Here is a 23,706-nt window from a genome sequence, read left to right as displayed (position 1 = left end):
GGTTTTTTTATTCTTGTTCGTCGGCAAGCTCAAACATATTGGTGGCTTCAAGTTCGAGCACCAATTCGTCGTCCTGGTTGAACATGCGCCATGTCCAGCGCAAGATGCCAAGATCGGAACGCGATGACGACACGCGCTTGGAATCGACGGTAGCTTCCAGCCGCAGGGCGTCGCCGGGGCGCACCGGCTTTGGCCAGCGCAAGCGTTCCAGGCCCGGTGAGCCGAATGATTCTGAGCCCTTGAGGGCGGCGTCGCAGACCATGCGCATGGCGAGCGCGCACGTTAACCAGCCACTTCCAATCAGGCCGCCCCAACGGCTCTCGCGAGCTGCCTCTTCATCGACGTGAAAAGGTTGAGGGTCGAACGAACGCGCAAAAGCCAGCATGTCTTCGCGAGTCACCACCACGGGAGGATGCGTCACCACCATGCCAACTTCGAAATCCTTGAATTTCATGAACGTGAGTTTCCGATTGAGATACTGGATGAGCAGCCTGGACAGCCTCTTTTGTAGAGCGTAACGCAGGCGCCCTGATATACTGAAATGATCACTATGGAGGATAGCTGACCGTGCTCGACCTTACCATGAAAGCACGGCTGCAGGAGCACGCATGAACACAACAACAACCACGCCAAGTCTCATAGAAATCCACAGCATGGGCAAGGCGATAGAAATCGAATACCAATGGCTTTTCCCCGAGCGCACTGGCCAGCCTTTGATCATCTTTCTGCATGAAGGGCTGGGATCAATTTCCATGTGGCGCGACTGGCCGGCACAAGTGTGTGAAGAACTCGGTTGCCGGGGCTTAGTCTTTTCACGCTACGGCTATGGCCAGAGCACGCCACGGCCGCTTGATGAAGCCCGCGGCATTGATTACCTGCACGTACAGGCCCACGATGCCCTGCCCACACTATTTGAAGCGCTGGGTCTGGGCGACGAACAACCCATTTTGTACGGCCATAGCGATGGCGGCTCCATCGCCTTGCTGTATGCCGCTATGTTTCCGGAGAATGTACGCGCCATCGCCGTTGCCGCACCTCACATTTTTGTCGAGGACATCACCCTGGAAGGCATACGGGAAGCTCGCAAGACCTACCAAAACACAGACTTCCCCACCCGCTTGGCACGCCACCACCGCGATGGCGAATCTGTGTTCCGCTCTTGGACTGAAACCTGGCTGACGCCGGCGTTTCGCGACTGGAACATCGAAGCATTTCTCGATGACATCCGCTGCCCGGTTCTGGCCATACAAGGCGTGGACGACGAATTCGGCACCCTTGAGCAAATTCGCGGCATTAAGCGGCGGGTACCCAATACCCGTTTATTGGAAATCCCTTCTTGCGGGCATTCGCCGCATCGCGACCAATCTCAGGTCGTTATCGATGCATTGCGTGAACTCATGCACGAAAGTGGGCAGTCTGCGGAAGGCTCACTCAAAAGCGGCAGCAGCGCGCCCTAAGCGGTCGTTCACGGCTTGCCAGGCCGCCGTAGCAGGCGGCCTTTCCATCACAATATGGTCATAGCCTTGCTGGTCAAGCCGGCGAAGCAAGGCATACAAACGTCGCGCATATTCCACACGGTCGGGCGAACACTCATGCCAGGTCACGCCTTCCTGCTGCGTCGCAATTTCCGAAGCAGGCGGGAATACAACAACCGCTAGACGCTCACCCCGGGAAGCTGCCGTGGCCAGAACAGCATCCAGCCTTGAACGCTCTACCAGTGCCAACGGCGTACGCGGTGCGTAATGCGCCTTCAGAGAACCCGACACACGCGGTGCGGCCTGATCAGGCAAGGCAGGCATGACGCCCAGCACTGCGGCAAGTTCTTCCGCCGTAATATGACCGGGGCGCAGCAGCACAGGCCCCGTGCCTTGGTCGAGCCGCGAAAGGTCCACAATAGTGGATTCGATACCCACCTGAGACGACCCGCCTTCCAAAACCAGCAAATCTGTTTCGTCAAACTCGGGGAACTCGTTGCGAACATGCTTCGCTTGGGTGGGTGAAACCTGTCCGAACTTATTAGCCGAAGGCGCCGCCACTCCCCCTTGTCCCCCCTTGAGTTCGGCAAAACGCTGCAGCAGCGCTTGTGCAATGGGGTGCGATGGGCAACGCAGGCCAATGCTGTCTTGCCCACCGCTGACAGTGTCGGGAATGCCCGGTGCCCTGGGCAAGATCAAGGTGAGCGGACCAGGCCAGAATGCCTGCGCCAATATGCGCGCCGCATCAGGTACGTTCTGCGCCCAGTAGCCAAGGTCGGCGCCAGGCGCAATATGCACGATAACCGGGTGATTAGAAGGCCGCCCCTTGGCTTGATAAATGCGCGCAATGGCTGCGGGGTTTTCGGCATCGGCCCCCAAGCCATAGACCGTTTCAGTAGGGAAAGCAACCAAGCCGCCCGCCAACAGGCGCTGCGCGGCGGTTTCTAGCTTTTGCCCCATGCCGGCTTGCTCGCCCGCCTGCGCCGCTGAGCCGTTTGCATCGGCCCTAGAGTCACCCGACGCCATACTTATGCCTCAAATGACAGGCCCAGCGCTGCCGCAACTTGGGCAGCGCGTTCCTGCGCTTGCGCCAAAGAACTTCCCAGCACGTTAATGTGCCCCATTTTGCGGCCCCGACGCGCTTCGGCTTTGCCGTACAAATGCAATTCGGCGCCCGGCACAGCCAACACAGAGGCCCAATCGGGCTCCCGCAGCGCGGACGTCACTGGGTCGAACCAGAGATCGCCCAACAGATTCAGCATCACCACCGAGCACAAACTGCTGGTATCGGCCAGAGGCAGGCCCGCTGTCGCCCGCACCTGTTGTTCAAACTGACTGGCAACGCTGGCGTTCATGGTGTAGTGGCCGCTGTTGTGGGGGCGAGGAGCGATTTCATTTGCCACCAGGCTGCCGTCTTGAAGCACAAAAAATTCTACGCACAGCACGCCCACGTATTCCAGCGCTTGCGCAATGCGCAAAGCTGCTTGGCCTGCCTGCTTGGATAGCGCATCGCCGGCATCGGCAGCGTCAACAGTGGAGACGGCCAGAATGCCATCACGATGTTCATTGGTGGCACTCGGGTAGACCACGGTCGCTCCATCAGCACCCCGCGCCAACACGACGGAAATCTCACGCTGCAGCGGCAGCAAAGCTTCCAGCACGCAAGGTTTGCCCCCCATATCGCAGAAAGCCTGTTCGGCTTCCTGGCGGTTGGCAACGCGCGCCTGGCCTTTGCCGTCGTAACCTAGCCGTGCTGCCTTGAGTATCCCGGGAAAAAGGCTATCAGCAGCTTGAGAGAGGTCCTCGACCTTCTCTACCGCCCAATACGGTGCAACAGGCACACCACTGGAATCAAGAAACGCTTTCTCACGAATGCGATCCTGAACGACGGCCACCGCATGAGCACCTGGCCGTGTCAGAACCGTACGCGCCAGACTGTCCAAGCTTAAGGCCGGCACATTCTCGAACTCGGTCGTGACCGCCTTACAGCGGGCCGCCAGTTGAGCCAACCCTTCGGTGTCATCATAAGCCGCCTGAATATGCAATTCAGCCACGGCCCCGGCGGGGCTGTGTGGGTCTGGGTCCAGCACGGCAACTTTGTACCCAAGACTTTGCGCCGCGTGACAGAACATGCGGCCAAGCTGGCCACCCCCTAACATACCCAGCCAGTCGCCGGGTTGAATGTCCGGTTGAAAGCCGGGTTTGCTCATATATATACCTTGTGGATACGGAATGCTTACTTCAGTACGTGTGGCGGCACTTCCATGGCGCGCGCAGCATCCGTCTGACGACTGCGGAACTCTTCAAGCTGACCAAGCAGGGCAGGGTTGGTCATGGCCAGATTGGCCACCACGTGCAATGCGGCATTGGCTGCGCCTGCCTCGCCAATGGCAAAGGTGGCAACGGGAACGCCCTTGGGCATCTGCACAATGGACAGCAAGGAATCTTCACCACGCAGGTAGCGCGAGGGTACCGGCACGCCGAACACGGGCACAGGCGTTAACGCCGCCATCATGCCCGGCAGGTGGGCCGCCCCGCCTGCACCCGCAATAATGGCCCGCAGGCCGCGCTGAACGGCTTGGGCGCCGTATTCCACCATGTCCAGCGGCATGCGGTGCGCTGAAACCACACGTGTTTCGTGTGGAATACTGAATTCTTCCAGGATGGCAACGGCATTTTTCATGACGTCCCAATCGCTGGAAGACCCCATGATGATGCCTACCAGAGGGGCTTGCGTATCGGTATTACTGTTCATAGTTGCCCTGCCCTACTCAAGCGCTCAGGCGATCCAGCGCCTCGCGGTATTTAGCTGCTGTTTTTTCCAGCACATCGGCTGGTAAGCGCGGCGCCGGAGCAGTTTTATCCCAGTCTTGGGTTTCCAGCCAATCGCGCACAAACTGTTTATCGAAAGACGGAGGGCTGATGCCTTCCGCATAGCCATCCACGGGCCAAAAGCGCGAGGAATCGGGTGTCAGCACTTCGTCCATCAGGTGCAAGCGGCCCGCTTCATCCAGGCCAAACTCGAACTTGGTATCGGCAATGATGATGCCCTTGGTGGCAGCGAACTCAGCCGCTTCGGCATACAAACGCAAGGTGACATCGCGAAGTTTTTCCGCCAGTTCCTGGCCCACTTCCGCCACGACGTAGCCGAAATCGACGTTTTCATCGTGCAGGCCGAATTCTGCTTTAGCGGCGGGCGTGAAAACAGGTTGCGGCAATTTGCCCGCCTGCCGCAAGCCCTCTGGTAGCTTAATGCCGCAGACGCTGCCCGTCGCTTTGTAGTCATTCCAGCCGGAACCAATCAAATAGCCCCGGGCCACGCACTCAACCAGAATGGGACGCAGCCGCTTAACCACCACGGCCCGCCCGACGACCTGATCACGTTCTTCAGGTGCCACCACCTCGGTGGGATCAATGCCAGTCGAATGGTTAGGAATGATGTGAGCGAGCTTTTCCAGCCAGAAGTCGGTCAAGCGGGTAAGCACTTCTCCCTTGCCCGGAATCGGGTCGTCGAGAATGACATCGAACGCGGAAATGCGGTCGGTCGCCACGATGAGGAGCTTGTCGTCTCCCACGGCGTACATGTCGCGCACTTTGCCGCGCCCCAGCAATGGCAGGGATTTTATAGTCGATTGATGGAGGGCCTGAACCACGATGTCATCCTTGAGTATTCGATTCCAAACCGCGCAAACGCGCTTTAATTCACAACTTGTTTAAGCTCGCCTGCAGCGTAGCGGCGCGCCATTTCCGTCAGCGCAATCGGCTTGATCTTGCTGGCATTGCCGGCTGCGCCGAATTGCTGATAGCGTGCCACGCAAATGGCCTTGGCGGCTTCACGTGCAGGCTTGAGGAATTCGCGCGGGTCGAACTTTGAAGGATTTTCTGCCAAGAAACGACGCACGGCGGCTGTCATGGCCAAGCGGATGTCGGTGTCGATATTCACCTTGCGCACGCCATACTTAATGGCTTCCTGAATCTCTTCTACAGGAACGCCGTAAGTTTCTTTCATATCACCGCCAAACTCACGGATTTCCGCCAGCAGTTCCTGCGGAACGCTAGAGCTGCCGTGCATCACCAAGTGAGTATTAGGCAAACGGGCGTGGATTTCCTTCACTCGCTGAATCGACAAAATGTCGCCGGTGGGCTTGCGCGTGAACTTATACGCCCCATGGCTGGTGCCAATAGCAATGGCCAAAGCGTCAAGCTGAGTGCGGCGTGTGAAGTCGGCAGCTTGTTCTGGGTCGGTCAGCAGTTGGTCGAGCGTCAGCGTGCCTTCAGCACCGTGGCCGTCTTCCTTATCGCCTTGCATCGTCTCAAGCGAACCCAGGCAGCCGAGTTCGCCCTCGACCGTCACGCCCAGTTTGTGGGCCATTTCGACGACCTTGCGCGTGACCTCGACGTTGTATTCGTAATCGGCAATGGTTTTGCCGTCTGCTTCCAGGGAACCGTCCATCATGACACTGGAAAAACCCAGCTCGATGGCGCCCTGGCACACGGCAGGCGATTGGCCGTGATCCTGGTGCATCACCACAGGAATATGCGGGTAGGTTTCAACCGCAGCCTGAATCAGATGCTTGAGAAAACCTTCGCCTGCATATTTGCGGGCACCGGCGGAGGCTTGCATGATGACGGGGCTGTCGGTTTCAGCCGCCGCTTCCATGATGGCCTGTACCTGTTCCAGATTATTGACGTTAAAAGCCGGGATGCCATAGCCGTTCTCGGCGGCGTGATCCAGCAGCTGGCGCATGGAAACCAGGGCCATGTTTTGACCTCCTGAAGTCTGTAAATAGGGTTAAATACGAAACAGAATGAATTTTAAGGGCGAACACGAATGTTTGCTTGGGCCCGGCCTGCAGCACACCATATGCCGGGGCCGCATTCATGCCGGGGGCGCACCTCGCAGCGCGCTCTTGGGTCGGAAGGCTTTAACGACCTCGGCGTGAGTCTCCACGTAAGGGCCGCCAATAAGGTCCAAGCAATACGGCACGGCGGCGAATACCCCCGTCACAATCACTTTACCGTTTTCATCGCGCAAGCCTTCCAGCGTCTCTCGGATCGCCTTGGGCTGGCCGGGCAGGTTGATGATGAGGGCGGCGTGATCGGCCGTTTCGCGTAGTACCGCCACTTGGCGCGACAAAATCGCTGTCGGAACAAAGGCTAGGCTGACTTGGCGCATTTGCTCTCCGAACCCCGGCATCTCACGCGTGGCGACAGCCAAAGTGGCCTCGGGTGTGATGTCGCGCCGGGCAGGGCCAGTACCGCCGGTTGTCAACACCAGGTCGCAACCCACCTTATCAACCAGTTCGATCAGGGTATCAGACACCGTCTGTTGATCGTCAGGCACCAGCCGGCTAACAAACCGCGGTTCGGCGGTCAGCGCTTGTGTGAGCCAAGACTGCAGGGCGGGAATGCCCTGGTCTTGGTAGTCGCCAGCGGCAGCCCGGTCGGATACCGAAACCAGCCCCACAATCAGATCATCAGGGTGGCGCCGCTGTAGACGACTTGCGTCATGCATTGAAATACTCCTTGAATGAACGGGGTTTGCGCAGGGGCAGCTGATCACCCATGCTTCACCGCAACCGTTTTCAAATGGGTGAAGCCATACAAGGCCTCAAACCCTTTCTCCCGCCCATAGCCCGACTGCCCCGAACCGCCAAATGGTAGTTCCACACCACCGGCTGCGCCGTAGTTATTGATGAACACCTGGCCGGCCCGCAACTTACGAGCCATGCGGAACTGGCGGCCGCCATCCTGAGTCCAGACACCGGCCACCAAACCATAGGAAGTGCCGTTGGCAATGCGCACGGCCTCCTCTTCGGTATCAAACGGAATCGCACACAGCACCGGGCCAAAAATTTCCTCTTGGGCCAGGGGATGTTCCGGCGGCACATCACTCAACAACATGGGAACCTGATAAAACCCGCCTTTTGGGGCATTGGCATCTAGTTGGCCACGTGCAGCAACCGAAATCCCCCCCGCATCGGCTTCGCGCAGCAACGCCTGAACACGGCTCAGCTGCCGCGCGTTGATGAGTGGGCCGCAATCCGGGTCATCACCCGCAGCGCCGGTACGCGTCGCCTTGAACAACTCAGCCAACCGCGCCACCACATCGGAATAAATCGCCCGCTGAATGAGCACACGACTACCCGCCGAGCAGGTCTGACCTGCATTCTGAATAATGGCGTTAAGCAGCACGGGCAGCGCCGCTTCGATATCGGCATCGGAGAATACAATTTGCGGTGATTTTCCACCCAGTTCAAGGGTAACAGGCACAAAATTGGCGGCTGCCGCTTGTTGTACTTGCAGCCCTGTCTGGGGCGAACCGGTAAACGAAACGTGGTTAATGCCAGGATGGGCCGCCAGCGCCGCACCGGCCTCAGCGCCCAAGCCGGTCACGATATTCAGCGCCCCAGCCGGCAATCCGGCCTCGGCAAGTATGGCTGCCACCCGCAGTAGAGACAAACAAGCATCTTCCGCCGGCTTCACCACGCAGGCGTTGCCCGTTGCCAACGCTGCGGCAACGCTACGACCAAAAATCTGCAAGGGATAGTTCCACGGCACGATATGGCCGGTAACACCATGCGGCTCGCGCAGGGTCAATACGGTGAAATCCTGCGGATAGGGAATGGTCTGGCCGTGTAGCTTATCGACCGCGCCGCCATAGAATTCAAAATAACGCGCCACGGCGAGGGCATCGGCACGCGCCTGGCGGGAAGGCTTGCCGGTATCGCGCTGCTCCAGCAAAGCCAGCTCATCCACGTTATCCAGCAGGCTTTGCGCCATGCGCAACATCAAACGGCTGCGCTCAGCGGGCGCCATCCGGCCCCATTCTCCCTCGAACGCCTGACGCGCAGCTTGTACAGCCTGTCCGACTTCAGCAGCACCGGAACGTGCGATCTGGGCGAATACTTCGCCCGTAGATGGGTCGAGCACTTCCAGGGTGCGCCCGTCGTGGGCCGCCACCCATTCGTTATGGATGAAATTCATGTACGTCGTCATTCCCGCTCCTTCGGTATCGGGCTGTCTTACTGACAGCCTCTACAAATGGGGGCTCTCCCGCTGCGGCGCGCTAAACACCCCAGCATTCGTGCCAGACAGGAAACAGCGCCGGGAACCTACTTCGCACGGTCCTCCAACACTGTGACGGCAGGCAATCCCTTGCCTTCAAGAAACTCCAGGAATGCGCCGCCCCCTGTCGAGATATAGTCTATATCAGCGCCAATGCCATACTTGGCAATAGCTGCCAGCGTATCACCCCCGCCCGCAATCGAAAAAGCGGGCGATTGAGCAATGGCTTGTGAAATCACTTCCGTACCCTTGGAAAAGGCGTCGAACTCAAACACCCCCACCGGGCCGTTCCAGACGATGGTGCCCGCCTTTGCCAGAATGGCCGCAAGCTGTTCAGCGGTACGCGGGCCGATATCCAGAATCATGTCGTCGTCGCTGACATCGACAGCATCTTTAACCTCTGCCACAGCATCCGCGCTAAACGCTTTGGCGCACACAACATCCACAGGGATGGGCACTTCAGCCCCTCGCGCCTTCATGGTTTCAATGACAGCACGCGCTTCTTCGACCTGCCCTGCTTCGGCCAGCGACTTGCCAATAGGCAGGCCCGCCGCCAGCATAAAGGTGTTGGCAATGCCGCCGCCCACGACCAGTTGATCGACTTTTTCAGACAAAGCTCGCAGCACGGACAGCTTGGTCGACACTTTGGCGCCTCCAACAATGGCCACCAAGGGGCGGCGCGGCTCGCTCAACGCGCGGTCCAAAGCCACCAGTTCAGCCTCCAGCAGAGGGCCCGCACACGCCACTGGTGCGTATTGCGCCATGCCGTGGGTAGTGGCTTCCTTACGGTGAGCCGTGCCAAACGCATCGTTGACGTAGACATCGCACAAGGCCGCCAATTTCCGAGCCAGCGCATCGTCGTTCTTTTTCTCGCCCTTATTGAAGCGAGTGTTTTCCAGCAGCACAACCTCGCCCGGCTGCAGTTCAACGCCATTCACCCAGTCCTGAATCAAGGGCACGGGCCGCTCCAGCAATTCAGACAAGCGAGCGGCCACAGGAGCCAAGGAATTTTCAGGCTGGAACTCGCCTTCTACCGGGCGGCCAAGATGAGAGGTCACCATAACAGCCGCGCCCGCGTCCAGCGCCATCCGGATGGCGGGCACCGAGGAAGACACTCGGGTGTCTTCACTGATACGGCCGTCCTGCATGGGAACATTGAAGTCGGAACGAATGAACACTCGCTTGCCGGACAAGGCGCCGGATCGGGCCAAAGAAGACAGAGTCTGGACTGTGGTCATGATGCAATGCAACAGAAAAAAGTGGAGGAAATGAGAAGGGAAGTTGCCAACCACACACTGAGTGCGCCCGGAACTTCCCTCTGGCGGTCACCCGCCTTCTGCCTGAAGGCAGTATGACAGCGTTTATTTGGCCTTCATCAATGCAACGGTGGTGTCGAGCATACGCTCGGAGAAACCCCATTCGTTGTCATACCAGGCCGAAACCTTGACCAAACGGCCCGACACCTTGGTGAGCAGAGAATCAACCGTGCTGGACACTGTGGTGTGGTTGTAATCAATGGAGACCAGCGGCTCTTCGGAGTATGCGAGCACCCCTTTGAGCGCGCCTTCAGAGGCTTCCTTGAGAATGCCATTGACTTCTTCCACTGTGGTGTCGCGTGCGGCTACAAAGGAAAGGTCCACCATCGACACGTTGATGGTCGGCACACGAATGGCAAAACCATCCAGCTTGCCCGCGAGTTCCGGAATCACCAGGCCAACCGCCGCGGCGGCACCGGTGCTGGTGGGAATCATGCTCTGAGTCGCAGAACGGGCGCGGCGCAGGTCGGAATGGTAGACGTCGGTCAGGACCTGGTCGTTAGTGTAGGCATGGATGGTGGTCATCAGGCCGTTCACCACGCCCAACTTGTCGTTCAGCGGCTTGACCAGCGGCGCCAGACCGTTGGTGGTGCAGGACGCATTGGAAATAACCGTGTCAGTGGCTTTCAGGATGTCGTGATTCACGCCGTACACAATGGTGGCGTCGATATCTTTGCCACCGGGGGCGGAAATCACAACTTTTTTGGCTCCCGCCTGCATGTGAGCCTGACATTTTTCCTTGGTTTTGAAGGCGCCGGTGCATTCCAGCACAACATCAACGCCCAGTTCGCCCCAAGGCAGAACAGTGGGGTCGCGGTCGGACAGCACGCGGATGCGGTCGCCGTTCACCACCATGTAATCGCCATCGATTTCCACCGTGCCGGGGAAACGACCGTGCACCGAATCGTATTGAGTGAGGTGGGCGTTGGTCTTGAGACTACCCATGGCGTTGATGGCAACGATTTCAATGTCGTGCTTTTTGCCGCCTTCGTAGTGAGCACGCAGAACGTTGCGGCCGATACGCCCATAACCATTGATCGCCACGCGAATCGTCATTTCTGAATCTCCCGTTTATAGAACTTGCTCGACCACTGCGGCGACATTTTCCACAGTCAGACCGAAATGTTTGAATAACTGATCGGCTGGCGCAGATTCGCCGAATGTATCAATACCGACGACAGCGCCTTCCAGGCCAACATATTTGTACCAACCCGAGGTCGAACCGGCTTCCACCGCCACACGCGGCAAGCCCTTGGGCAAGACCGATTCGCGCCATTGAGCATCTTGGGCCTCAAAGAGCTCCACACAAGGCATGGAGACCACGCGCACGGCAATGCCACGCTCGCCCAGCACCTTTTGCGCCTCAAGCGCCAGGCTCACTTCAGATCCCGTCGCAATAATAATGGCGCGCGCGTCCGGTGCGTCGCGCAACACATAGCCCCCGCGCTCGACCGCAGCCACCGTGGTAGCGTCACGCTCAACAAACGGCAGGTTCTGGCGCGACAGCAACAGTGCCGTGGGGCCGCCTTCGCGCACCTGCATGCCCAAGCTGGCGGGCCGCTGCAGCGCGCTGGCCCACGCCACGGTCGTTTCAGTGGTGTCGCAAGGGCGCCACACATGCAGATTGGGAATCAGGCGCAGGCTGGCCGGGTGCTCAATGGGCTGGTGGGTGGGGCCGTCTTCACCCAGGCCGATGGAGTCGTGCGTAAACACGTGCACAACGCGCTGCTTCATAAGCGCCGCCATGCGCACTGCATTACGTGAATAATCGGAGAATGTCAGGAAGGTGCCGCCATAAGGCAGGTAGCCGCCGTGCAGCGCCATACCATTCATAATGGCGGCCATGCCGAATTCGCGCACACCATAGTTGATGTGGCGGCCCGCCTGAATATGGGATTCCCCTGCTCGTACAGGTACTACACCCTTCCAGTCAGTGAGGTTGGAGCCGGTCAGGTCGGCAGACCCGCCCAGCATTTCCGGCAACAGCTCGGCAAAGGCGGTCAGGGCTACCTGAGAAGCCTTGCGGCTGGCCATGGTTTCAGCTTTCTCGCTGGTGGCCTGGATGACCTCACGGGCTTGTTGCGCAAAATTTTCCGGCAAATCGCCGGCCATGCGACGGCGGAATTCTGCGGCTTCAGCCGGGAAGGCCGCTGCAAAGGCGTCGAAACGTTCTTGCCATTCCTGCTGCTGGCTCGCACCGCTCTCGCGTGCGTCCCAAAGGTCGTAGATTTCCTGCGGCACAACGAACGGTGCATGAGGCCAGCCGATGGCGTCGCGAGTCGCCTGGATTTCTTCCGCGCCCAAGGGGGCGCCGTGCACTTTTTCAGAACCGGCCGCGTTAGGCGCGCCCTTACCGATAACAGTGCGGCAGCAAATCAAAGTAGGTTTGCCGCCCTGGCCGGCCTGCTGCTTGGCCTGGGCGATAGCGCGATCCACCGCTGCAACGTCATGGCCGTCTACGCCACGAATTACATTCCAGCCATAGCTTTCAAAGCGAGCCGGGGTGTCGTCGCCAAACCAGTGCTGAACCTGGCCGTCGATGGAAATGCCGTTGTCGTCGTACAGCACAATAAGCTTGGACAGACCCAAGGTACCGGCCAGCGAACACACCTCGTGAGAAATGCCTTCCATCAGGCAACCGTCACCCACAAAAGCGTAGGTGAAGTGATCAACGATGTTGTGGCCTTCACGGTTGAATTCCCGCGCCAGCAAGGCTTCGGCAAGAGCCATACCGACGGCATTAGCAATGCCCTGCCCCAGCGGGCCGGTAGTGGTTTCAACCCCAGCGGTGTAGCCCACTTCGGGGTGACCGGGAGTGCGAGAATGCAATTGGCGGAACTGCTTGAGCTCTTCGATTGGCAGGTCGTAACCTGTGAGATGCAAAAGAGAATAAAGCAGCATGGAGCCGTGGCCGTTCGACAGCACAAAGCGGTCGCGATCAGGCCAGGCAGTATCAGCAGGATTATGGCGCAGGTGGCGCGACCACAATGCCACTGAAATTTCAGCCATGCCCATCGGGGCGCCGGGGTGGCCGGACTTGGCTTGTTGAACCGCATCCATGGAAAGCGCGCGAATGGCGTTTGCCATGGACATGACTTGGGCTGGCGTGTGGCTCATTGGGAATGGGTGCAGGGCCTGGCCGCGATGCCTGGCGCAGGCCTCATCAATCAGAGTTTGCAAAGTTCTTGATTTTAACACCCCGACCACTTCGCTACCTGATGGGCCGACCCGCTCAGGGAAAGGTATCATTGGCGCGTGATTCTCCACCGCCAATTCCTATGAGTTCACCCCGTTTTTTTTGCCCGTTCCCCTTGGTCGCCAACCAGCGCACCGAGCTGCCTGATTCGCTGGCTCACCATGCGGTGCGCGTCCTGCGCCTGCGCCATGGCAGCGCCATCACCTTATTCGACGGCCAAGGCGGATGCTATCCCGCCACCCTGGAAATCGAAGGCAAACACGCCTGGGCGCACATCGGCGAACACCGTGCCATCGAGGCCGAACTCCCTGTGCACACCACCCTGGTGCAAGGCATTGCCAGCGGCGACAAAATGGACTGGATCGTGGAAAAAGCCGTTGAAATGGGCGTGTCGCAGCTGGTGCCTGTCACTGCGCAACGCAGTGTCATACAGCTAAGCGGCGAGCGGCGTGAAAAACGCCTGCGCCACTGGCAACGTATTGCCGTCGCCGCCAGCGAACAATGCGGGCGCAACCGCATTATGGAAGTCGCCCCTCCACAGAGCTTGGCCGAATGGCTATCAGAGGCCCAGCCCGGCCTTTTGCGCCTAGCCTGCCACCCCGAAGCCCACACTAGCCTGGCAAGCGCCCTGCAAGCGCATCATGGCCCCTTGGCCCTGACAATCGGGCCGGAAGGCGGGTGGTCAGACGAAGAGCTCGCACTGATGCAGAGCCAAGGTCTGCAAACCGTGCATTTTGGGCAACGCGTATTGCGCACCGAGACTGCCGGTATTGCGCTGATGGCGGCTGTCGCCGCCCTGAAAGGTTGGAACTAACGGCTTGGAATCAAGCCGCCGGGCTTATTCTTCAGAAGCACCCGAATAAGGCGTGGGCGCGACTCCGGGCTCAGGGTCCGGATGCTTGCCCGCATGGACAATATGGTAAGCGAACCCACGGCCGTTATTCGCCGCAAACTCGACCACATCCTGGCAGACGCTTTCAATGGCTACTGCGTCTTCCGCCAAAGCCGGGTCGCCGGAATGCAGATTGTCAAACCACAAGAACAGGCCGCCTTTCTGGTCGAGTACGGTATCGCACAAGCAGTCGTACAACGCATCCAGATTACCGCCAAAAAACTCCGGGAAATCTACTGCTTTAACCACCGCCCGCAATACGGCGGAGCGGCTGCGCGCGCGATCGCATTCCACAACAAAAGCAGTCATCCCGACTTCTTCGGCGACCTTTAAAACTTCATTCCGCTCTGAGGACACAACGTCCACCAAGCCACCTTTTTGCAATTTCTCTTGCAACGATTGCACCTGGCTCATCCGGGCGTCTCCTTGAAAAAAGCGTGCACTTCATTTGCACGGTTCATGCTGTCGGCACGACCTAGCTCAATCAGCGCCTGCGTGTAGCTCCCTTCGAACAACAAATAGGAAATCAGCGCGGCTCCCGCCTTGCTTGCTGAGCTCGACGATACACCGAGAACGGAAAACAGGGTACGGGCAGCACGAGGCATCCGCCTGAGATGAACCATTGCCAACTCATCCAGCGAACGGCTTGGCGTAATCGCCAATGTACGGACCGGACGCAGGGACTGGCTTTTTAATACATTTGGCTCCAGCTGTGCAAGTAACTCATTCACCCTTTCCATGCTTTCAAAGTCGCTGGCCACAGTATCTTGGAAAATACTGAACAAGACATGACCGCCAATCTGGGCCAAAGAGGGGTAATGAGGGTCGGCCAGGCGCCGCTCCGGGTGGGTTTCATCACGGTAACCCGTTCCCACCACAAAGATTTTTTCAGCGCCCAGGTGAATCGCCGGGCTGATGGGAGCCAGATGCCGCATCGAGCCGTCGCCACACCACTCAGTGTGTCCGTGAACCAACATTGCCTTGGCCGGAAACACAAAAGGAATGGCGGAGGACGCCAACAGATGGTCGACACCAATGCTGGCCGGCACGGCCTGACGCAATGAGCGGCGCCACGGCTTGATGCCGCCGCGCGATTGATAAAAAGTAATATGTTCGCCCGTGCTGTAGCCGGATGCCGTAATGGCTAGGGCATCAATCACCCCGTTCTTCAAGTTGCGCTTGAGCTGGTCGAAATCCAGGTAGTCTTCCAGTAGCTCACCCAGAGGCTGGTTATCCAGCAAGGAGCGTGGCTGGTGACTGCGCAACGACGGCGCCAGCCAGCCCGCGGCCATCATGCTGAACCAGCGCAGACCTGTGCGCAGCAGCCGCCAAGCATCGGCATGATAGACCTTGCCGGTACTCAGCCCCGTCCACAGGCTGATTATGCTTTCCAGTGCCGCATGAGGGTTATGAGCCTGGCAGGCGTAGGCTGCTGCGTTAATTGCGCCTGCCGACGTGCCACACATGATGGAAAAGGGGTTGCAAAAACCCGGGTCACGTCCCGGATCAAGCAGTTCCAGCACCCCCGCAAGGACACCGGCTTGGTAAGCAGCCCGAGCGCCGCCGCCCGTAAGAATCAACCCTACGGGGTTGGCGGCAAGGCAATGGGGGGCGTCATTCTGCCGGCGTGTTCGCATCAAAGACCGTCAAAGCTGCCATATTGACAATGCGACGCACGGTAGAGCTTGAGGTCAGGATATGCACCGGCGCATTCGCCCCTAATAGGAAGGGGCCGACAGCCACGTTATCGCCAGCCGTCGTCTTGAGCAGGTTATAGGCAATGTTGGCGGCATCCACGCCTGGGCAGATCAACAGGTTGGCTGCTCCTGTGAGCGTGGTAGTCGGCAGGATGCGACGGCGCAGCTCTTCATCAAGCGCGCAGTCTCCATGCATTTCCCCGTCAATTTCAAGCTCGGGGTCAGCCTCGCGCACCAAGGCCAGCGCCTGCTTCATTTTCTCACCCGAGGTGGAGCTCCCGGTGCCGAAGTTGGAGCGCGATAGCAACGCCACCTTGGGCTCAACATTGAGCCGCCGTATTTTGCGAGCCGCCATCAAGGTGATCTCTGCCACCTGTTCTGCATCCGGGTTGTCATTCACGTGCGTGTCGGCCAGCGCCAACGTGTGATCCGTGAGCAACAAAATATTCATGGCGGCATAAGTGCGCACGCCCGGCTTTTTGCCAATGACCTCGTCAATAAAGCGCAGATGGTTGTCGTACGAGCCGACCGTGCCGCAAACCATGCCGTCGGCATCCCCCAGGTGCACCATCATGGCGCCAATCAGCGTCAGGCGGCGCCGCATTTCGACACGCGCCATTTCCTTGCTGACACCGTTACGGCACATGAGTTCCCAATACGTCATCCAGTAGCGGTTGAAGCGCTCATCGTAGTCGGGGTTGGTAACTTCGTAATCGCGGTCAAGCTGCAACCGCAGACCAAACCTCTTAATACGATCGGCAATCACCGAGGGGCGACCCACCAGAATCGGACGGGCCAGACCTTCGTCCACCACAATCTGCACGGCCCGCAACACGCGTTCGTCTTCGCCTTCTGCAAACACAATGCGGCTCTTGAGGCCGTCGCGTACCATTTGCTTGACCACCGGGAACAGCGGTTTCATGAAGGCGCCGGAGCGGTACATAAATTGCTCCAGCTGGGCTTCATAGCTTTCAAGATCGGCGATGGGACGCGTAGCCACCCCTTCTTCCATGGCCGCCTTGGCCACAGCCAGCCCGATGCGGGAAATCAAGCGCGGATCGAACGGCTTGGGGATGAAATACTCAGGGCCGAACGACACCTCGTATGTTCCGTAGGCCGCAGCCACCACGTCGCTTTGCTCTTCCTTGGCGACGGCGCAAATCGCATGCACGGTGGCCTTTTCCATGCCGCGTGTGATGGTGGTAGCGCCGACGTCCAGCGCCCCCCGGAAAATATAGGGGAAGCACAGAACGTTATTGACCTGGTTGGGGTAGTCGGACCGCCCTGTCGCCATGACGACGTCGTCGCGCACCGCATGTGCTTCTTCCGGCAGGATTTCCGGCGTGGGGTTGGCCAACGCCAGAATCAAGGGGCGCGGCGCCATGCGCTTCACCATTTCCGGCTTCAGCACCCCGCCTGCTGACAACCCCAGAAAGACGTCGGCGTCGCCAATGATGTCGTCGAGCACACGCGCGTCGGTGTCCTGGGCGAAACGTTCCTTGGTTTCGTCCATCAACGCTGTACGACCTTTGTAAACCACGCCTTCGATGTCGGACACCCAGATGTTTTCCAGCGGCAGCCCCATGTCAACCATGAGATCCAGGCAGGCCAGCGCAGCGGCGCCCGCACCGGACACCACCACTTTCACCTTGTCGATATCCTTACCGACCACTTCTAGCCCATTAATGAAAGCCGCCGTCACGCAGATGGCCGTGCCATGCTGATCGTCGTGAAAGACCGGAATATTCATGCGCTCGCGCAGCTTGCGCTCAACGTAAAAGCATTCCGGCGCTTTGATGTCTTCCAGGTTAATGCCGCCGAAGGTGGGCTCCAGGCCGGCGATGATGTCCACCAGTTTGTCGGGGTCTTGTTCGTTGATTTCGATATCGAAGACATCAATACCGGAAAACTTCTTGAACAAAACCGCCTTGCCTTCCATCACCGGCTTGGAAGCCAGCGCCCCAATGTTGCCCAACCCCAGCACTGCTGAACCGTTGGTAATGACCCCCACCAGATTCCCGCGCGCGGTGTACTGAAACGCGTTCTGCGGGTCATCGACGATTTCTTCGCAGGCAGCCGCCACACCGGGGGAATACGCCAGCGAGAGATCACGCTGGTTAGATAGCTGCTTGGTCGGCGCGATTGCAATTTTGCCGGGGCGACCCTGCTTGTGATAGACGAGTGCGGCCTTGCGCAGATTGGCATCCATGTTTCAAACTTTTTGTAAGAGATGAAGAGAGTCCTTCAATTCTAGCCGCGAACTCTGGTTTTGTATGGAGTGCCGAAAGGGCGTGAGCGAACGCCCCCTGCCGGGGCGGCCGTGAACAACGCGCCAGTAGCCGCCCCAGAGCGGCGTCCCCTTCGCCTAAAGCGTCTGCCCTGGGTGAGGAAACAGGCCGTCCGGGTCAAACAGCGCTTTGATGGCGACATCAACATCCTGAGCGGCGCGGGCGACGTTAACCGCCTCGCATGGCCCTGAGCCGCCTTGCGGAAGCGCGCCGCCGGAATAGTGTGATTCCACGCCTGTGTCCGGCAACTCTAATGGCAACTGCTGGCCCGCAGCGGCGTCGGCCAGCGCCTGATCCAGCACCACCCACTCCACCCAGGCGAGATCACCGCCATGGCCCAGCAGCAGGTGCGAAAGATTGAGGGTGTTGCCGGCGGCCGGTTGCAAAGCGTCCAGCCGGTAGCGCGAGGGCCAGGCCCGCCATTGCGCGCAGGTGCGGGCGTCCTCTCCCATCGATAAGCTGAACAGTGCAGGAATAAGCCGCTGCAACCGCAGGCTGTCGAGGGCTTTGCGGTTGTCCGTGCCAAACGCCCCCAGGCTGACCGACGTACCGTCAGCCAGCAAAGCGGTTGCGTGAGCCAAACCAGAAGCCGCCGTATGACCGGTGGGCCAGTTGCACGAAGTACGGTCCGCCAGCCAGGCCGCCACCGTCATGTGGGCGGGCAGCTCAGCAAAGCAAGTAAACCCGACCGCTTCGAGTTCGCCTAACAGGCAACCTGGCTGCACAAACCAGCGGCTGCCGCCGGGCTCTAGCAACTGATGGGCGGAAACTCCTCGCCCCGGACTCAGCCAGAGTACCGGCCCATCGTGAGACATGGCGTCGGGCACGCCTTCCAAGGCCATGCATACGCCATATTCGGCACAGAGCAATCGCGCATGATGGGCGTCCGTAGGCTGCTGGACGACCAGGCGTGCGGCCTGGCTGTCAGGTTCATCATCCAACACGGTAAGCGTCCCTGCCGCCAAACGGCGCAGGCGGTTGCAGAAAGCCTCCCAAGGGGTGGTGGCCGGGCGGCGCCCCCTCAAGAATGCGCGACGGCTTTCCGATTGCATGCGTAACTCTCCTGATCAACCTCAAAAAAAACCAGGTGCGGGGCTTGACGGCCCGTACTCGCACCGCCCAGCTACAATTCCTACACTCCGATCTACCATCCGCATTACTCAAGCCATGTCATCTCTAGCAAAGCGCACCGAACAGGTCATGCCCTTCTACGCCGTTGAAATGTTCAAACAGGCGGCGGCGCTCAGCGCGCAAGGGCGCGACATCATCAGCCTGGGTATCGGCGAACCTGATTTTACGGCTCCGCCGCAGGTTGTCGAAACCCTTAACCGCGCCGCCGAAGCGGGCCTGAGCGGCTATACCTCGCCCGCTGGCCTGCCGGTTCTGCGCGAGACCATTGCCCACCATTACAGCGAATGCTATGGCGCCAGCGTTGATCCATCACGCATTATCGTCACTGCGGGCGCTTCCGGCGCCCTGCTGCTGGCCGCCATGGCACTGATCAACCCAGGCGACGAGGTCTTGCTGCCCGACCCTTCCTACCCTGCCAACCAAAATTTCATTATTTCCGCAGGCGGTGTTCCGCGGCTGATCCCCACTCACGCCGAGCAACGCTTTCACCTTTCCGCTGAAGATGTGCGCCGCCACTGGGGACCGCAAACCCGGGGCGTGCTGATTGCCTCTCCAAGCAACCCCACCGGCACCAGTATGGAACGCGAAGCCTTGCGCGAATTGGTCGCTGAAGTCCGGGCTCGCGGCGGCTTCATCATCATGGATGAGATTTATATTGGTCTCTACTATGAAGATACGCCCACTAGCGCCCTGACGCTGGATGACGACATTGTCATCATCAACAGTTTTTCCAAGTATTTTCACATGACAGGCTGGCGCCTGGGCTGGATGATTGCCCCCACTTGGATGCTGCCCGCTCTGGACAAACTGGCTTCCAATTTATGTATCTGCGCTCCCAGCCTGGCGCAGCACGCTGCCATCAGCTGTTTTGAACCGGAAGTCCTGGCCATTTTCGAGAAACGGCGGTTGTCGTTCAAGCAGCGCCGCGATTACCTGCTACCTGAATTGGAACGCTTGGGCCTGCACGTACCCGTCAAACCCGATGGCGCTTTCTACATTTACCTTGATATCAGCCGCTACAGCCAGGACAGCGACGACTTCGCCCAGCAACTGCTGCATGGCCCTGGAATCGCTACTGTTCCAGGGCGCGACTTCGGCCCGGCCCATGCAGCCACCAGCCTCAGGCTGTCGTATGCCACCCGGCTAGACCGCTTGCAAGAAGCGGTGAGCCGGCTGGAAGCCTGGTTGCCTGGCCAAGCCTGAACGGCAGCTTAGCGCCCCACCGGAATCCCCGACGCCAAGGCAATGCGGCGGCGTTCAGCCAATACCTTGGCACCATAACCGCCGTCGCTTGGGCCTGTCGCACCCACATAACAGGCCAGCCCCCGCTCAATGGAGCCGCGCCGGTCGATGCAGTCGCGCAAGATACGTGAACCCACCCGGATATTGGCAATGGGGTGCAAGGCGGCTATCGTGCCGTCGGAAAACTCGGTGAATTTTTCTTTGTGGACGCGGGTCATGACCTGCATCAACCCCTGTGCGCCAACATGGCTTTCAGCGTAAGGGTTGTAGCGCGACTCGATGGCAATCACGGCAAGAATCAGTTGTGGGTCGAGGTCCATCTCGCGGGCCACCACAAACACCGTATTGATGATGGCGCCTGCCACACTGGAAGCGATCCGGTATTTACGGGCCAAATAGCTACGCAAAGCCGTTTCTTGTGCGGCGGTAATACCTTCCACGCTGCTCTCTTCGCTTGAGGCCTTGAGCAAACCCACAAAATTGATGGACTCGGCGCTGGTGGGCGGCGGGTTGACTTCACCCTCTTGCGGCTCTGTCGACTCGGCAACAGTGCCTGCTAGGTGCTCCAGAAGTTCCCGATTATCGTCATCGATGGCCAGCATTGCATACAACACATCATCGACGCTTGCAGGGCGCAGCGCTTCTAGCAAAGCCTGGTGAACCTGGCTGACCTGGTCGCGCAATGGTGCAATGCTGAACACCATAACAAGCGTCACCAACACGGCAATTCCCAGGTAGGCCGCGCCCACATTCAGCCATTCGGCCAAGCGACTTTCCAAGGCCGACACAGCCCGCGCTAATGAGCCGCGCTGGGGCCGTGCAGGAGCCTCGCCATGCCGACTGGTGTGCGCACGCCATTTTTCCGGCACAGATACCGTGCCCGGTGGCGATTCCACTCGCCCCGGGCGCGTGGAGCGCGTTTTCCACCTAGAATTATTATCGGCAGCCATTGGGACTCCCTGAAATCAAACCCCTGGAATGTTAACCTTGCCACTCCCAGAGACTGTAACCGGAATTGCCGCTCGCCGTGAAATACCGTGACCTTAGAGACTTCATTCAGCAGCTCGAAAAAGCGGGCCAACTGAAACGCATTACTCAGCCTGTCTCGACCCGGCTTGAGATGACTGAAATCAGCGATCGGGTCTTGCGCAAGGCGGGGCCGGCCCTGCTGTTCGAGCAAGCGACACACAACGGCGCGCCCGCCACTATGCCAGTCTTGGCCAACCTATTCGGTACACCGGAACGCGTCGCCTGGGGCATGGGCGCCGCCGACGTTTCCGCCCTACGTGGCATTGGCGAACTGCTGGCCAGCCTGCGCGAACCCGAAGCGCCGCGCAATCTGCGTGAAGCCATCGGCACGGTCAACACCCTGAAATCCGCCTTATGGGACATGAGCCCGAAGCGTATTCGCAGCGCACCATGCCATGAGATCGTCTTGGAAGGCGATGACGTCGACCTTTCCAATATTCCTTTACAACACTGCTGGCCGGAAGATATCGCGCCGCTGCTGACCTGGGGTTTGGTCATCACACGTGGCCCACGAGCCAAGCGCCAGAACTTAGGCATTTACCGGCAACAGCAGGTGGGCCGCAACAAACTTATTATGCGCTGGCTGTCGCACCGCGGCGGTGCACTGGACTTTCGCGACCACTGTCTGGCCAACCCGGGCCAGCCCTTCCCCATCGCCGTTGCTCTGGGCACCGACCCGGCGACCATTCTGGCCGCTGTCACCCCGGTGCCCGACAGCCTCTCCGAATACCAGTTTGCAGGCCTGCTGCGAGGCTCGCGCACCGAAGTGGCTAACGCGCTGGGCAGCGACCTTTCCGTGCCTGCGTATGCGGAAATTGTGCTCGAAGGGCATATTCTGCCCGCCAGCGACCCGCGCGCCCTGCCGCCCAACGTGCCGGAAGGCGCCCCGCAGCCGCCCCGCAGTGATTACGAACTTGCTCTGGAAGGGCCGTACGGCGATCACACCGGTTATTACAACGAACAGGACTGGTTCCCCGTATTCACCGTCGACCGCATCACCATGCGCCGCGACGCCATCTACCACAGCACCTACACCGGCAAACCACCAGATGAACCCGCCGTGCTGGGCGTTGCGTTGAACGAAGTCTTTGTTCCCCTGCTGCAACGCCAGTTGCCAGAAATCACCGACTTTTATCTGCCGCCTGAAGGGTGTAGCTATCGCTTGGCCGTCGTGTCCATGCGCAAGCAGTATCCGGGGCATGCCAAACGCGTGCTGTTCGGTATTTGGAGCATTTTGCGCCAGTTCATGTACACCAAGTTCATCATCGTGGTGGACGACGATGTCAACATTCGCGACTGGCAAGAAGTGGTGTGGGCCATGACCACCCGCATGGACCCGGTGCGCGATACGGTTATGGTGGAAAACACCCCCATCGACTACCTGGACTTTGCTTCACCGGTATCCGGCTTGGGCGGCAAGATGGGCATGGATGCCACCAACAAATGGCCGGGTGAAACCGACCGCGAATGGGGCCGCCCCATTGTCATGGACGACGATGTACGCAGCCGGGTCGATGCCATGTGGGATTCGCTTGGCCTTTGACACGGAAAAAAAACGGCCGCCATGCATGATTGAGAGCATTGGCGGCCGAATGGGCAAAAGTCTATCCCCTATTTTTTGACTGCGCGCGACACCTGCCAGGCGACCACCGCAGCCGCCGCCAGCTTCCACCAACGGGACTTACGACGGGCCACCCCCGAAAGCAGAGACGAACCCAAAGAAAGCACCAAAGGGTAACGCCGCGTCAGACGCAAGGCCTGAAGCAGGTAGTCGGCAGGTGACTTACGACTGGTGTCGCCGGGCAAAAACGATGCGAGCAGACCGCGCGGCGTTAACGACCTGCCAAGGTGCTGAACACCAAGGGCCAGACTCTGACGTTCCAGAGCAGCCCGAGCGCGCAACAGCTCTATACGCAAGGCCCGTTCCTGGCTTGGAGAGCGGCGACTCATGAGCGATCTCCCGGCGGCGGCATCCACTCGGGCGGCACAGCGCTTGAAGAAGGTTCTTTCAAGCGATCCACAAGGTCGATATCGCGCCGCAACTCATCCAGTGTTGCCGCAAATGGCGTCGGGCTATTCACGAGTTTTGTGCGTACGGCCAGCAGCAGGCCGAGCCCAACCGCAAAATAGATGAAGGCCAGAATGGCCAACGCCAGATAACGGTCTTCCGTGGGCCAGAAATACACCGCCACTAACCCTGTAAACACCAGCAACGCCAGAGTCAGAAACAGCAAGGCCCCGAAGACCATGCCGAGCAGGGTCAGGACATTGGCTTTCTGTTCTGCAGCCTCAAGTGCGAACAGCTCAAAGCGAGTCCGCAGGATTGAAAGCAGCGTGGCGGCCAGCCCGCCGACCGTTTCGCGCAACGCCAT

Annotated in this window: 22 protein-coding genes; 4 read left to right on the top strand and 18 right to left on the bottom strand. The window is 59.3% G+C overall.

The features are described from left to right. Window positions 1–7: 7 nt before the first annotated feature. A complete protein-coding gene (locus VRY85_RS12725; protein WP_414598969.1) occupies window positions 8–454 on the bottom strand; it encodes a MaoC family dehydratase in 447 nt (148 codons plus the stop codon). Between the two features lie 154 nt (window positions 455–608). On the opposite strand from VRY85_RS12725, the gene VRY85_RS12720 reads away from it, so the two are divergent. After that, window positions 609–1,457 carry an alpha/beta fold hydrolase gene (locus VRY85_RS12720; RefSeq protein ID WP_414598968.1) on the top strand — a complete coding sequence of 283 codons (849 nt, stop codon included), beginning with the start codon at window positions 609–611 and terminating at the stop codon, window positions 1,455–1,457. On the opposite strand, the gene VRY85_RS12715 is transcribed toward VRY85_RS12720, so the two are convergent. The 10 genes from VRY85_RS12715 to tkt all read right to left on the bottom strand — a co-directional run bounded on the left by VRY85_RS12715 (window position 1,428) and on the right by tkt (window position 12,976). Further along, a complete protein-coding gene (locus VRY85_RS12715) occupies window positions 1,428–2,435 on the bottom strand; it encodes an L-threonylcarbamoyladenylate synthase (RefSeq protein ID WP_414598979.1) in 1,008 nt (335 codons plus the stop codon). The two genes, VRY85_RS12720 and VRY85_RS12715, sit on opposite strands and share 30 nt — an antisense overlap. 68 nt (window positions 2,436–2,503) lie before the next feature. Then, window positions 2,504–3,685 (bottom strand): 5-(carboxyamino)imidazole ribonucleotide synthase, encoded by a 1,182-nt coding sequence (locus VRY85_RS12710; RefSeq protein WP_414598967.1) that lies wholly within the window; start codon window positions 3,683–3,685, stop codon window positions 2,504–2,506. A 26-nt stretch (window positions 3,686–3,711) separates the two neighbouring features. After that, window positions 3,712–4,230, bottom strand: coding sequence for a 5-(carboxyamino)imidazole ribonucleotide mutase (gene purE, locus VRY85_RS12705; RefSeq protein ID WP_414598966.1), 519 nt, complete (start codon window positions 4,228–4,230; stop codon window positions 3,712–3,714). 16 nt (window positions 4,231–4,246) lie between these two features. Next, the gene (locus tag VRY85_RS12700) at window positions 4,247–5,128 is read right to left on the bottom strand and encodes a phosphoribosylaminoimidazolesuccinocarboxamide synthase (protein ID WP_414598965.1); all 882 of its coding nucleotides are present in this window, start codon (window positions 5,126–5,128) and stop codon (window positions 4,247–4,249) included. A gap of 44 nt (window positions 5,129–5,172) precedes the next feature. After that, a complete protein-coding gene (gene fba / locus VRY85_RS12695; protein WP_414598964.1) occupies window positions 5,173–6,237 on the bottom strand; it encodes a class II fructose-bisphosphate aldolase in 1,065 nt (354 codons plus the stop codon). A gap of 117 nt (window positions 6,238–6,354) precedes the next feature. Beyond that, entirely contained in the window at window positions 6,355–6,990 is a 636-nt protein-coding gene (gene mog / locus VRY85_RS12690) for a molybdopterin adenylyltransferase (RefSeq protein ID WP_414598963.1), read from the bottom strand. Window positions 6,991–7,034: 44 nt separating this feature from the next. Next, window positions 7,035–8,474 (bottom strand): aldehyde dehydrogenase family protein, encoded by a 1,440-nt coding sequence (locus VRY85_RS12685; protein WP_414598962.1) that lies wholly within the window; start codon window positions 8,472–8,474, stop codon window positions 7,035–7,037. 116 nt (window positions 8,475–8,590) lie between these two features. Continuing rightward, entirely contained in the window at window positions 8,591–9,781 is a 1,191-nt protein-coding gene (locus VRY85_RS12680; protein ID WP_414598961.1) for a phosphoglycerate kinase, read from the bottom strand. A gap of 123 nt (window positions 9,782–9,904) precedes the next feature. Beyond that, window positions 9,905–10,915: a type I glyceraldehyde-3-phosphate dehydrogenase gene (gene gap, locus VRY85_RS12675; RefSeq protein WP_414598960.1), complete on the bottom strand. Its 1,011-nt coding sequence runs from the start codon at window positions 10,913–10,915 to the stop codon at window positions 9,905–9,907. Window positions 10,916–10,930: 15 nt separating this feature from the next. Further along, entirely contained in the window at window positions 10,931–12,976 is a 2,046-nt protein-coding gene (gene tkt, locus VRY85_RS12670) for a transketolase (RefSeq protein ID WP_414598959.1), read from the bottom strand. 161 nt (window positions 12,977–13,137) lie between these two features. On the opposite strand from tkt, the gene VRY85_RS12665 reads away from it, so the two are divergent. Then, a complete protein-coding gene (locus VRY85_RS12665) occupies window positions 13,138–13,869 on the top strand; it encodes a 16S rRNA (uracil(1498)-N(3))-methyltransferase (RefSeq protein ID WP_414598958.1) in 732 nt (243 codons plus the stop codon). Window positions 13,870–13,893: 24 nt separating this feature from the next. Here the strand turns inward: VRY85_RS12665 and VRY85_RS12660 are convergent, their stop codons facing one another. The 4 genes from VRY85_RS12660 to VRY85_RS12645 all read right to left on the bottom strand — a co-directional run bounded on the left by VRY85_RS12660 (window position 13,894) and on the right by VRY85_RS12645 (window position 18,984). After that, complete coding sequence (locus VRY85_RS12660; RefSeq protein WP_414598957.1) at window positions 13,894–14,361, bottom strand: barstar family protein; 468 nt, start codon at window positions 14,359–14,361, stop codon at window positions 13,894–13,896. Continuing rightward, window positions 14,358–15,584: a patatin-like phospholipase family protein gene (locus VRY85_RS12655; protein ID WP_414598956.1), complete on the bottom strand. Its 1,227-nt coding sequence runs from the start codon at window positions 15,582–15,584 to the stop codon at window positions 14,358–14,360. The genes VRY85_RS12660 and VRY85_RS12655 overlap by 4 nt, the downstream gene beginning before the upstream one ends. Next, window positions 15,562–17,853, bottom strand: coding sequence for an NADP-dependent malic enzyme (locus tag VRY85_RS12650; protein WP_414598955.1), 2,292 nt, complete (start codon window positions 17,851–17,853; stop codon window positions 15,562–15,564). Before VRY85_RS12650 ends, VRY85_RS12655 begins: the two co-directional genes overlap by 23 nt. A 156-nt stretch (window positions 17,854–18,009) precedes the next feature. Beyond that, window positions 18,010–18,984, bottom strand: coding sequence for a hypothetical protein (locus VRY85_RS12645; protein ID WP_414598954.1), 975 nt, complete (start codon window positions 18,982–18,984; stop codon window positions 18,010–18,012). A gap of 115 nt (window positions 18,985–19,099) precedes the next feature. On the opposite strand from VRY85_RS12645, the gene VRY85_RS12640 reads away from it, so the two are divergent. Then, window positions 19,100–20,266, top strand: coding sequence for a pyridoxal phosphate-dependent aminotransferase (locus VRY85_RS12640; protein ID WP_414598953.1), 1,167 nt, complete (start codon window positions 19,100–19,102; stop codon window positions 20,264–20,266). An 8-nt stretch (window positions 20,267–20,274) separates the two neighbouring features. Here VRY85_RS12640 and VRY85_RS12635 read toward each other — a convergent pair whose 3' ends face one another. Beyond that, window positions 20,275–21,255, bottom strand: a complete 981-nt coding sequence (locus VRY85_RS12635) for a lytic transglycosylase domain-containing protein (RefSeq protein ID WP_414598952.1) — start codon at window positions 21,253–21,255, stop codon at window positions 20,275–20,277. 77 nt (window positions 21,256–21,332) lie between these two features. Between VRY85_RS12635 and VRY85_RS12630 the strand changes: the two genes are divergently transcribed. Beyond that, complete coding sequence (locus tag VRY85_RS12630) at window positions 21,333–22,877, top strand: UbiD family decarboxylase (RefSeq protein WP_414598951.1); 1,545 nt, start codon at window positions 21,333–21,335, stop codon at window positions 22,875–22,877. Between the two features lie 68 nt (window positions 22,878–22,945). Here VRY85_RS12630 and VRY85_RS12625 read toward each other — a convergent pair whose 3' ends face one another. Next, window positions 22,946–23,284: a hypothetical protein gene (locus tag VRY85_RS12625; RefSeq protein ID WP_414598950.1), complete on the bottom strand. Its 339-nt coding sequence runs from the start codon at window positions 23,282–23,284 to the stop codon at window positions 22,946–22,948. Then, entirely contained in the window at window positions 23,281–23,706 is a 426-nt protein-coding gene (locus VRY85_RS12620; RefSeq protein WP_414598949.1) for a phage holin family protein, read from the bottom strand. Before VRY85_RS12620 ends, VRY85_RS12625 begins: the two co-directional genes overlap by 4 nt.

Source organism: Achromobacter sp. F4_2707 (genome assembly GCF_047501535.1).
Lineage (GTDB): Bacteria > Pseudomonadota > Gammaproteobacteria > Burkholderiales > Burkholderiaceae_B > Yanghanlia.
This window is presented reverse-complemented; position numbering and strand designations above follow the sequence as displayed.

Coding starts and splice junctions, on each gene's coding strand:
- VRY85_RS12640 (WP_414598953.1), top strand. CDS start 19,100: ATGTCATCTCTAGCAAAGCGCACCGAACAGGTCATGCCCTTCTACGCC.
- VRY85_RS12620 (WP_414598949.1), bottom strand. CDS start 23,706: ATGGCGTTGCGCGAAACGGTCGGCGGGCTGGCCGCCACGCTGCTTTCA.
- purE (WP_414598966.1), bottom strand. CDS start 4,230: ATGAACAGTAATACCGATACGCAAGCCCCTCTGGTAGGCATCATCATG.
- VRY85_RS12725 (WP_414598969.1), bottom strand. CDS start 454: ATGAAATTCAAGGATTTCGAAGTTGGCATGGTGGTGACGCATCCTCCC.
- tkt (WP_414598959.1), bottom strand. CDS start 12,976: ATGAGCCACACGCCAGCCCAAGTCATGTCCATGGCAAACGCCATTCGC.
- VRY85_RS12655 (WP_414598956.1), bottom strand. CDS start 15,584: ATGCGAACACGCCGGCAGAATGACGCCCCCCATTGCCTTGCCGCCAAC.
- VRY85_RS12635 (WP_414598952.1), bottom strand. CDS start 21,255: ATGGCTGCCGATAATAATTCTAGGTGGAAAACGCGCTCCACGCGCCCG.
- VRY85_RS12680 (WP_414598961.1), bottom strand. CDS start 9,781: ATGACCACAGTCCAGACTCTGTCTTCTTTGGCCCGATCCGGCGCCTTG.
- VRY85_RS12660 (WP_414598957.1), bottom strand. CDS start 14,361: ATGAGCCAGGTGCAATCGTTGCAAGAGAAATTGCAAAAAGGTGGCTTG.
- VRY85_RS12710 (WP_414598967.1), bottom strand. CDS start 3,685: ATGAGCAAACCCGGCTTTCAACCGGACATTCAACCCGGCGACTGGCTG.
- VRY85_RS12650 (WP_414598955.1), bottom strand. CDS start 17,853: ATGGATGCCAATCTGCGCAAGGCCGCACTCGTCTATCACAAGCAGGGT.
- VRY85_RS12715 (WP_414598979.1), bottom strand. CDS start 2,435: ATGGGGCAAAAGCTAGAAACCGCCGCGCAGCGCCTGTTGGCGGGCGGC.
- gap (WP_414598960.1), bottom strand. CDS start 10,915: ATGACGATTCGCGTGGCGATCAATGGTTATGGGCGTATCGGCCGCAAC.
- VRY85_RS12645 (WP_414598954.1), bottom strand. CDS start 18,984: ATGCAATCGGAAAGCCGTCGCGCATTCTTGAGGGGGCGCCGCCCGGCC.
- VRY85_RS12720 (WP_414598968.1), top strand. CDS start 609: ATGAACACAACAACAACCACGCCAAGTCTCATAGAAATCCACAGCATG.
- fba (WP_414598964.1), bottom strand. CDS start 6,237: ATGGCCCTGGTTTCCATGCGCCAGCTGCTGGATCACGCCGCCGAGAAC.
- mog (WP_414598963.1), bottom strand. CDS start 6,990: ATGCATGACGCAAGTCGTCTACAGCGGCGCCACCCTGATGATCTGATT.
- VRY85_RS12685 (WP_414598962.1), bottom strand. CDS start 8,474: ATGACGACGTACATGAATTTCATCCATAACGAATGGGTGGCGGCCCAC.
- VRY85_RS12665 (WP_414598958.1), top strand. CDS start 13,138: ATGAGTTCACCCCGTTTTTTTTGCCCGTTCCCCTTGGTCGCCAACCAG.
- VRY85_RS12625 (WP_414598950.1), bottom strand. CDS start 23,284: ATGAGTCGCCGCTCTCCAAGCCAGGAACGGGCCTTGCGTATAGAGCTG.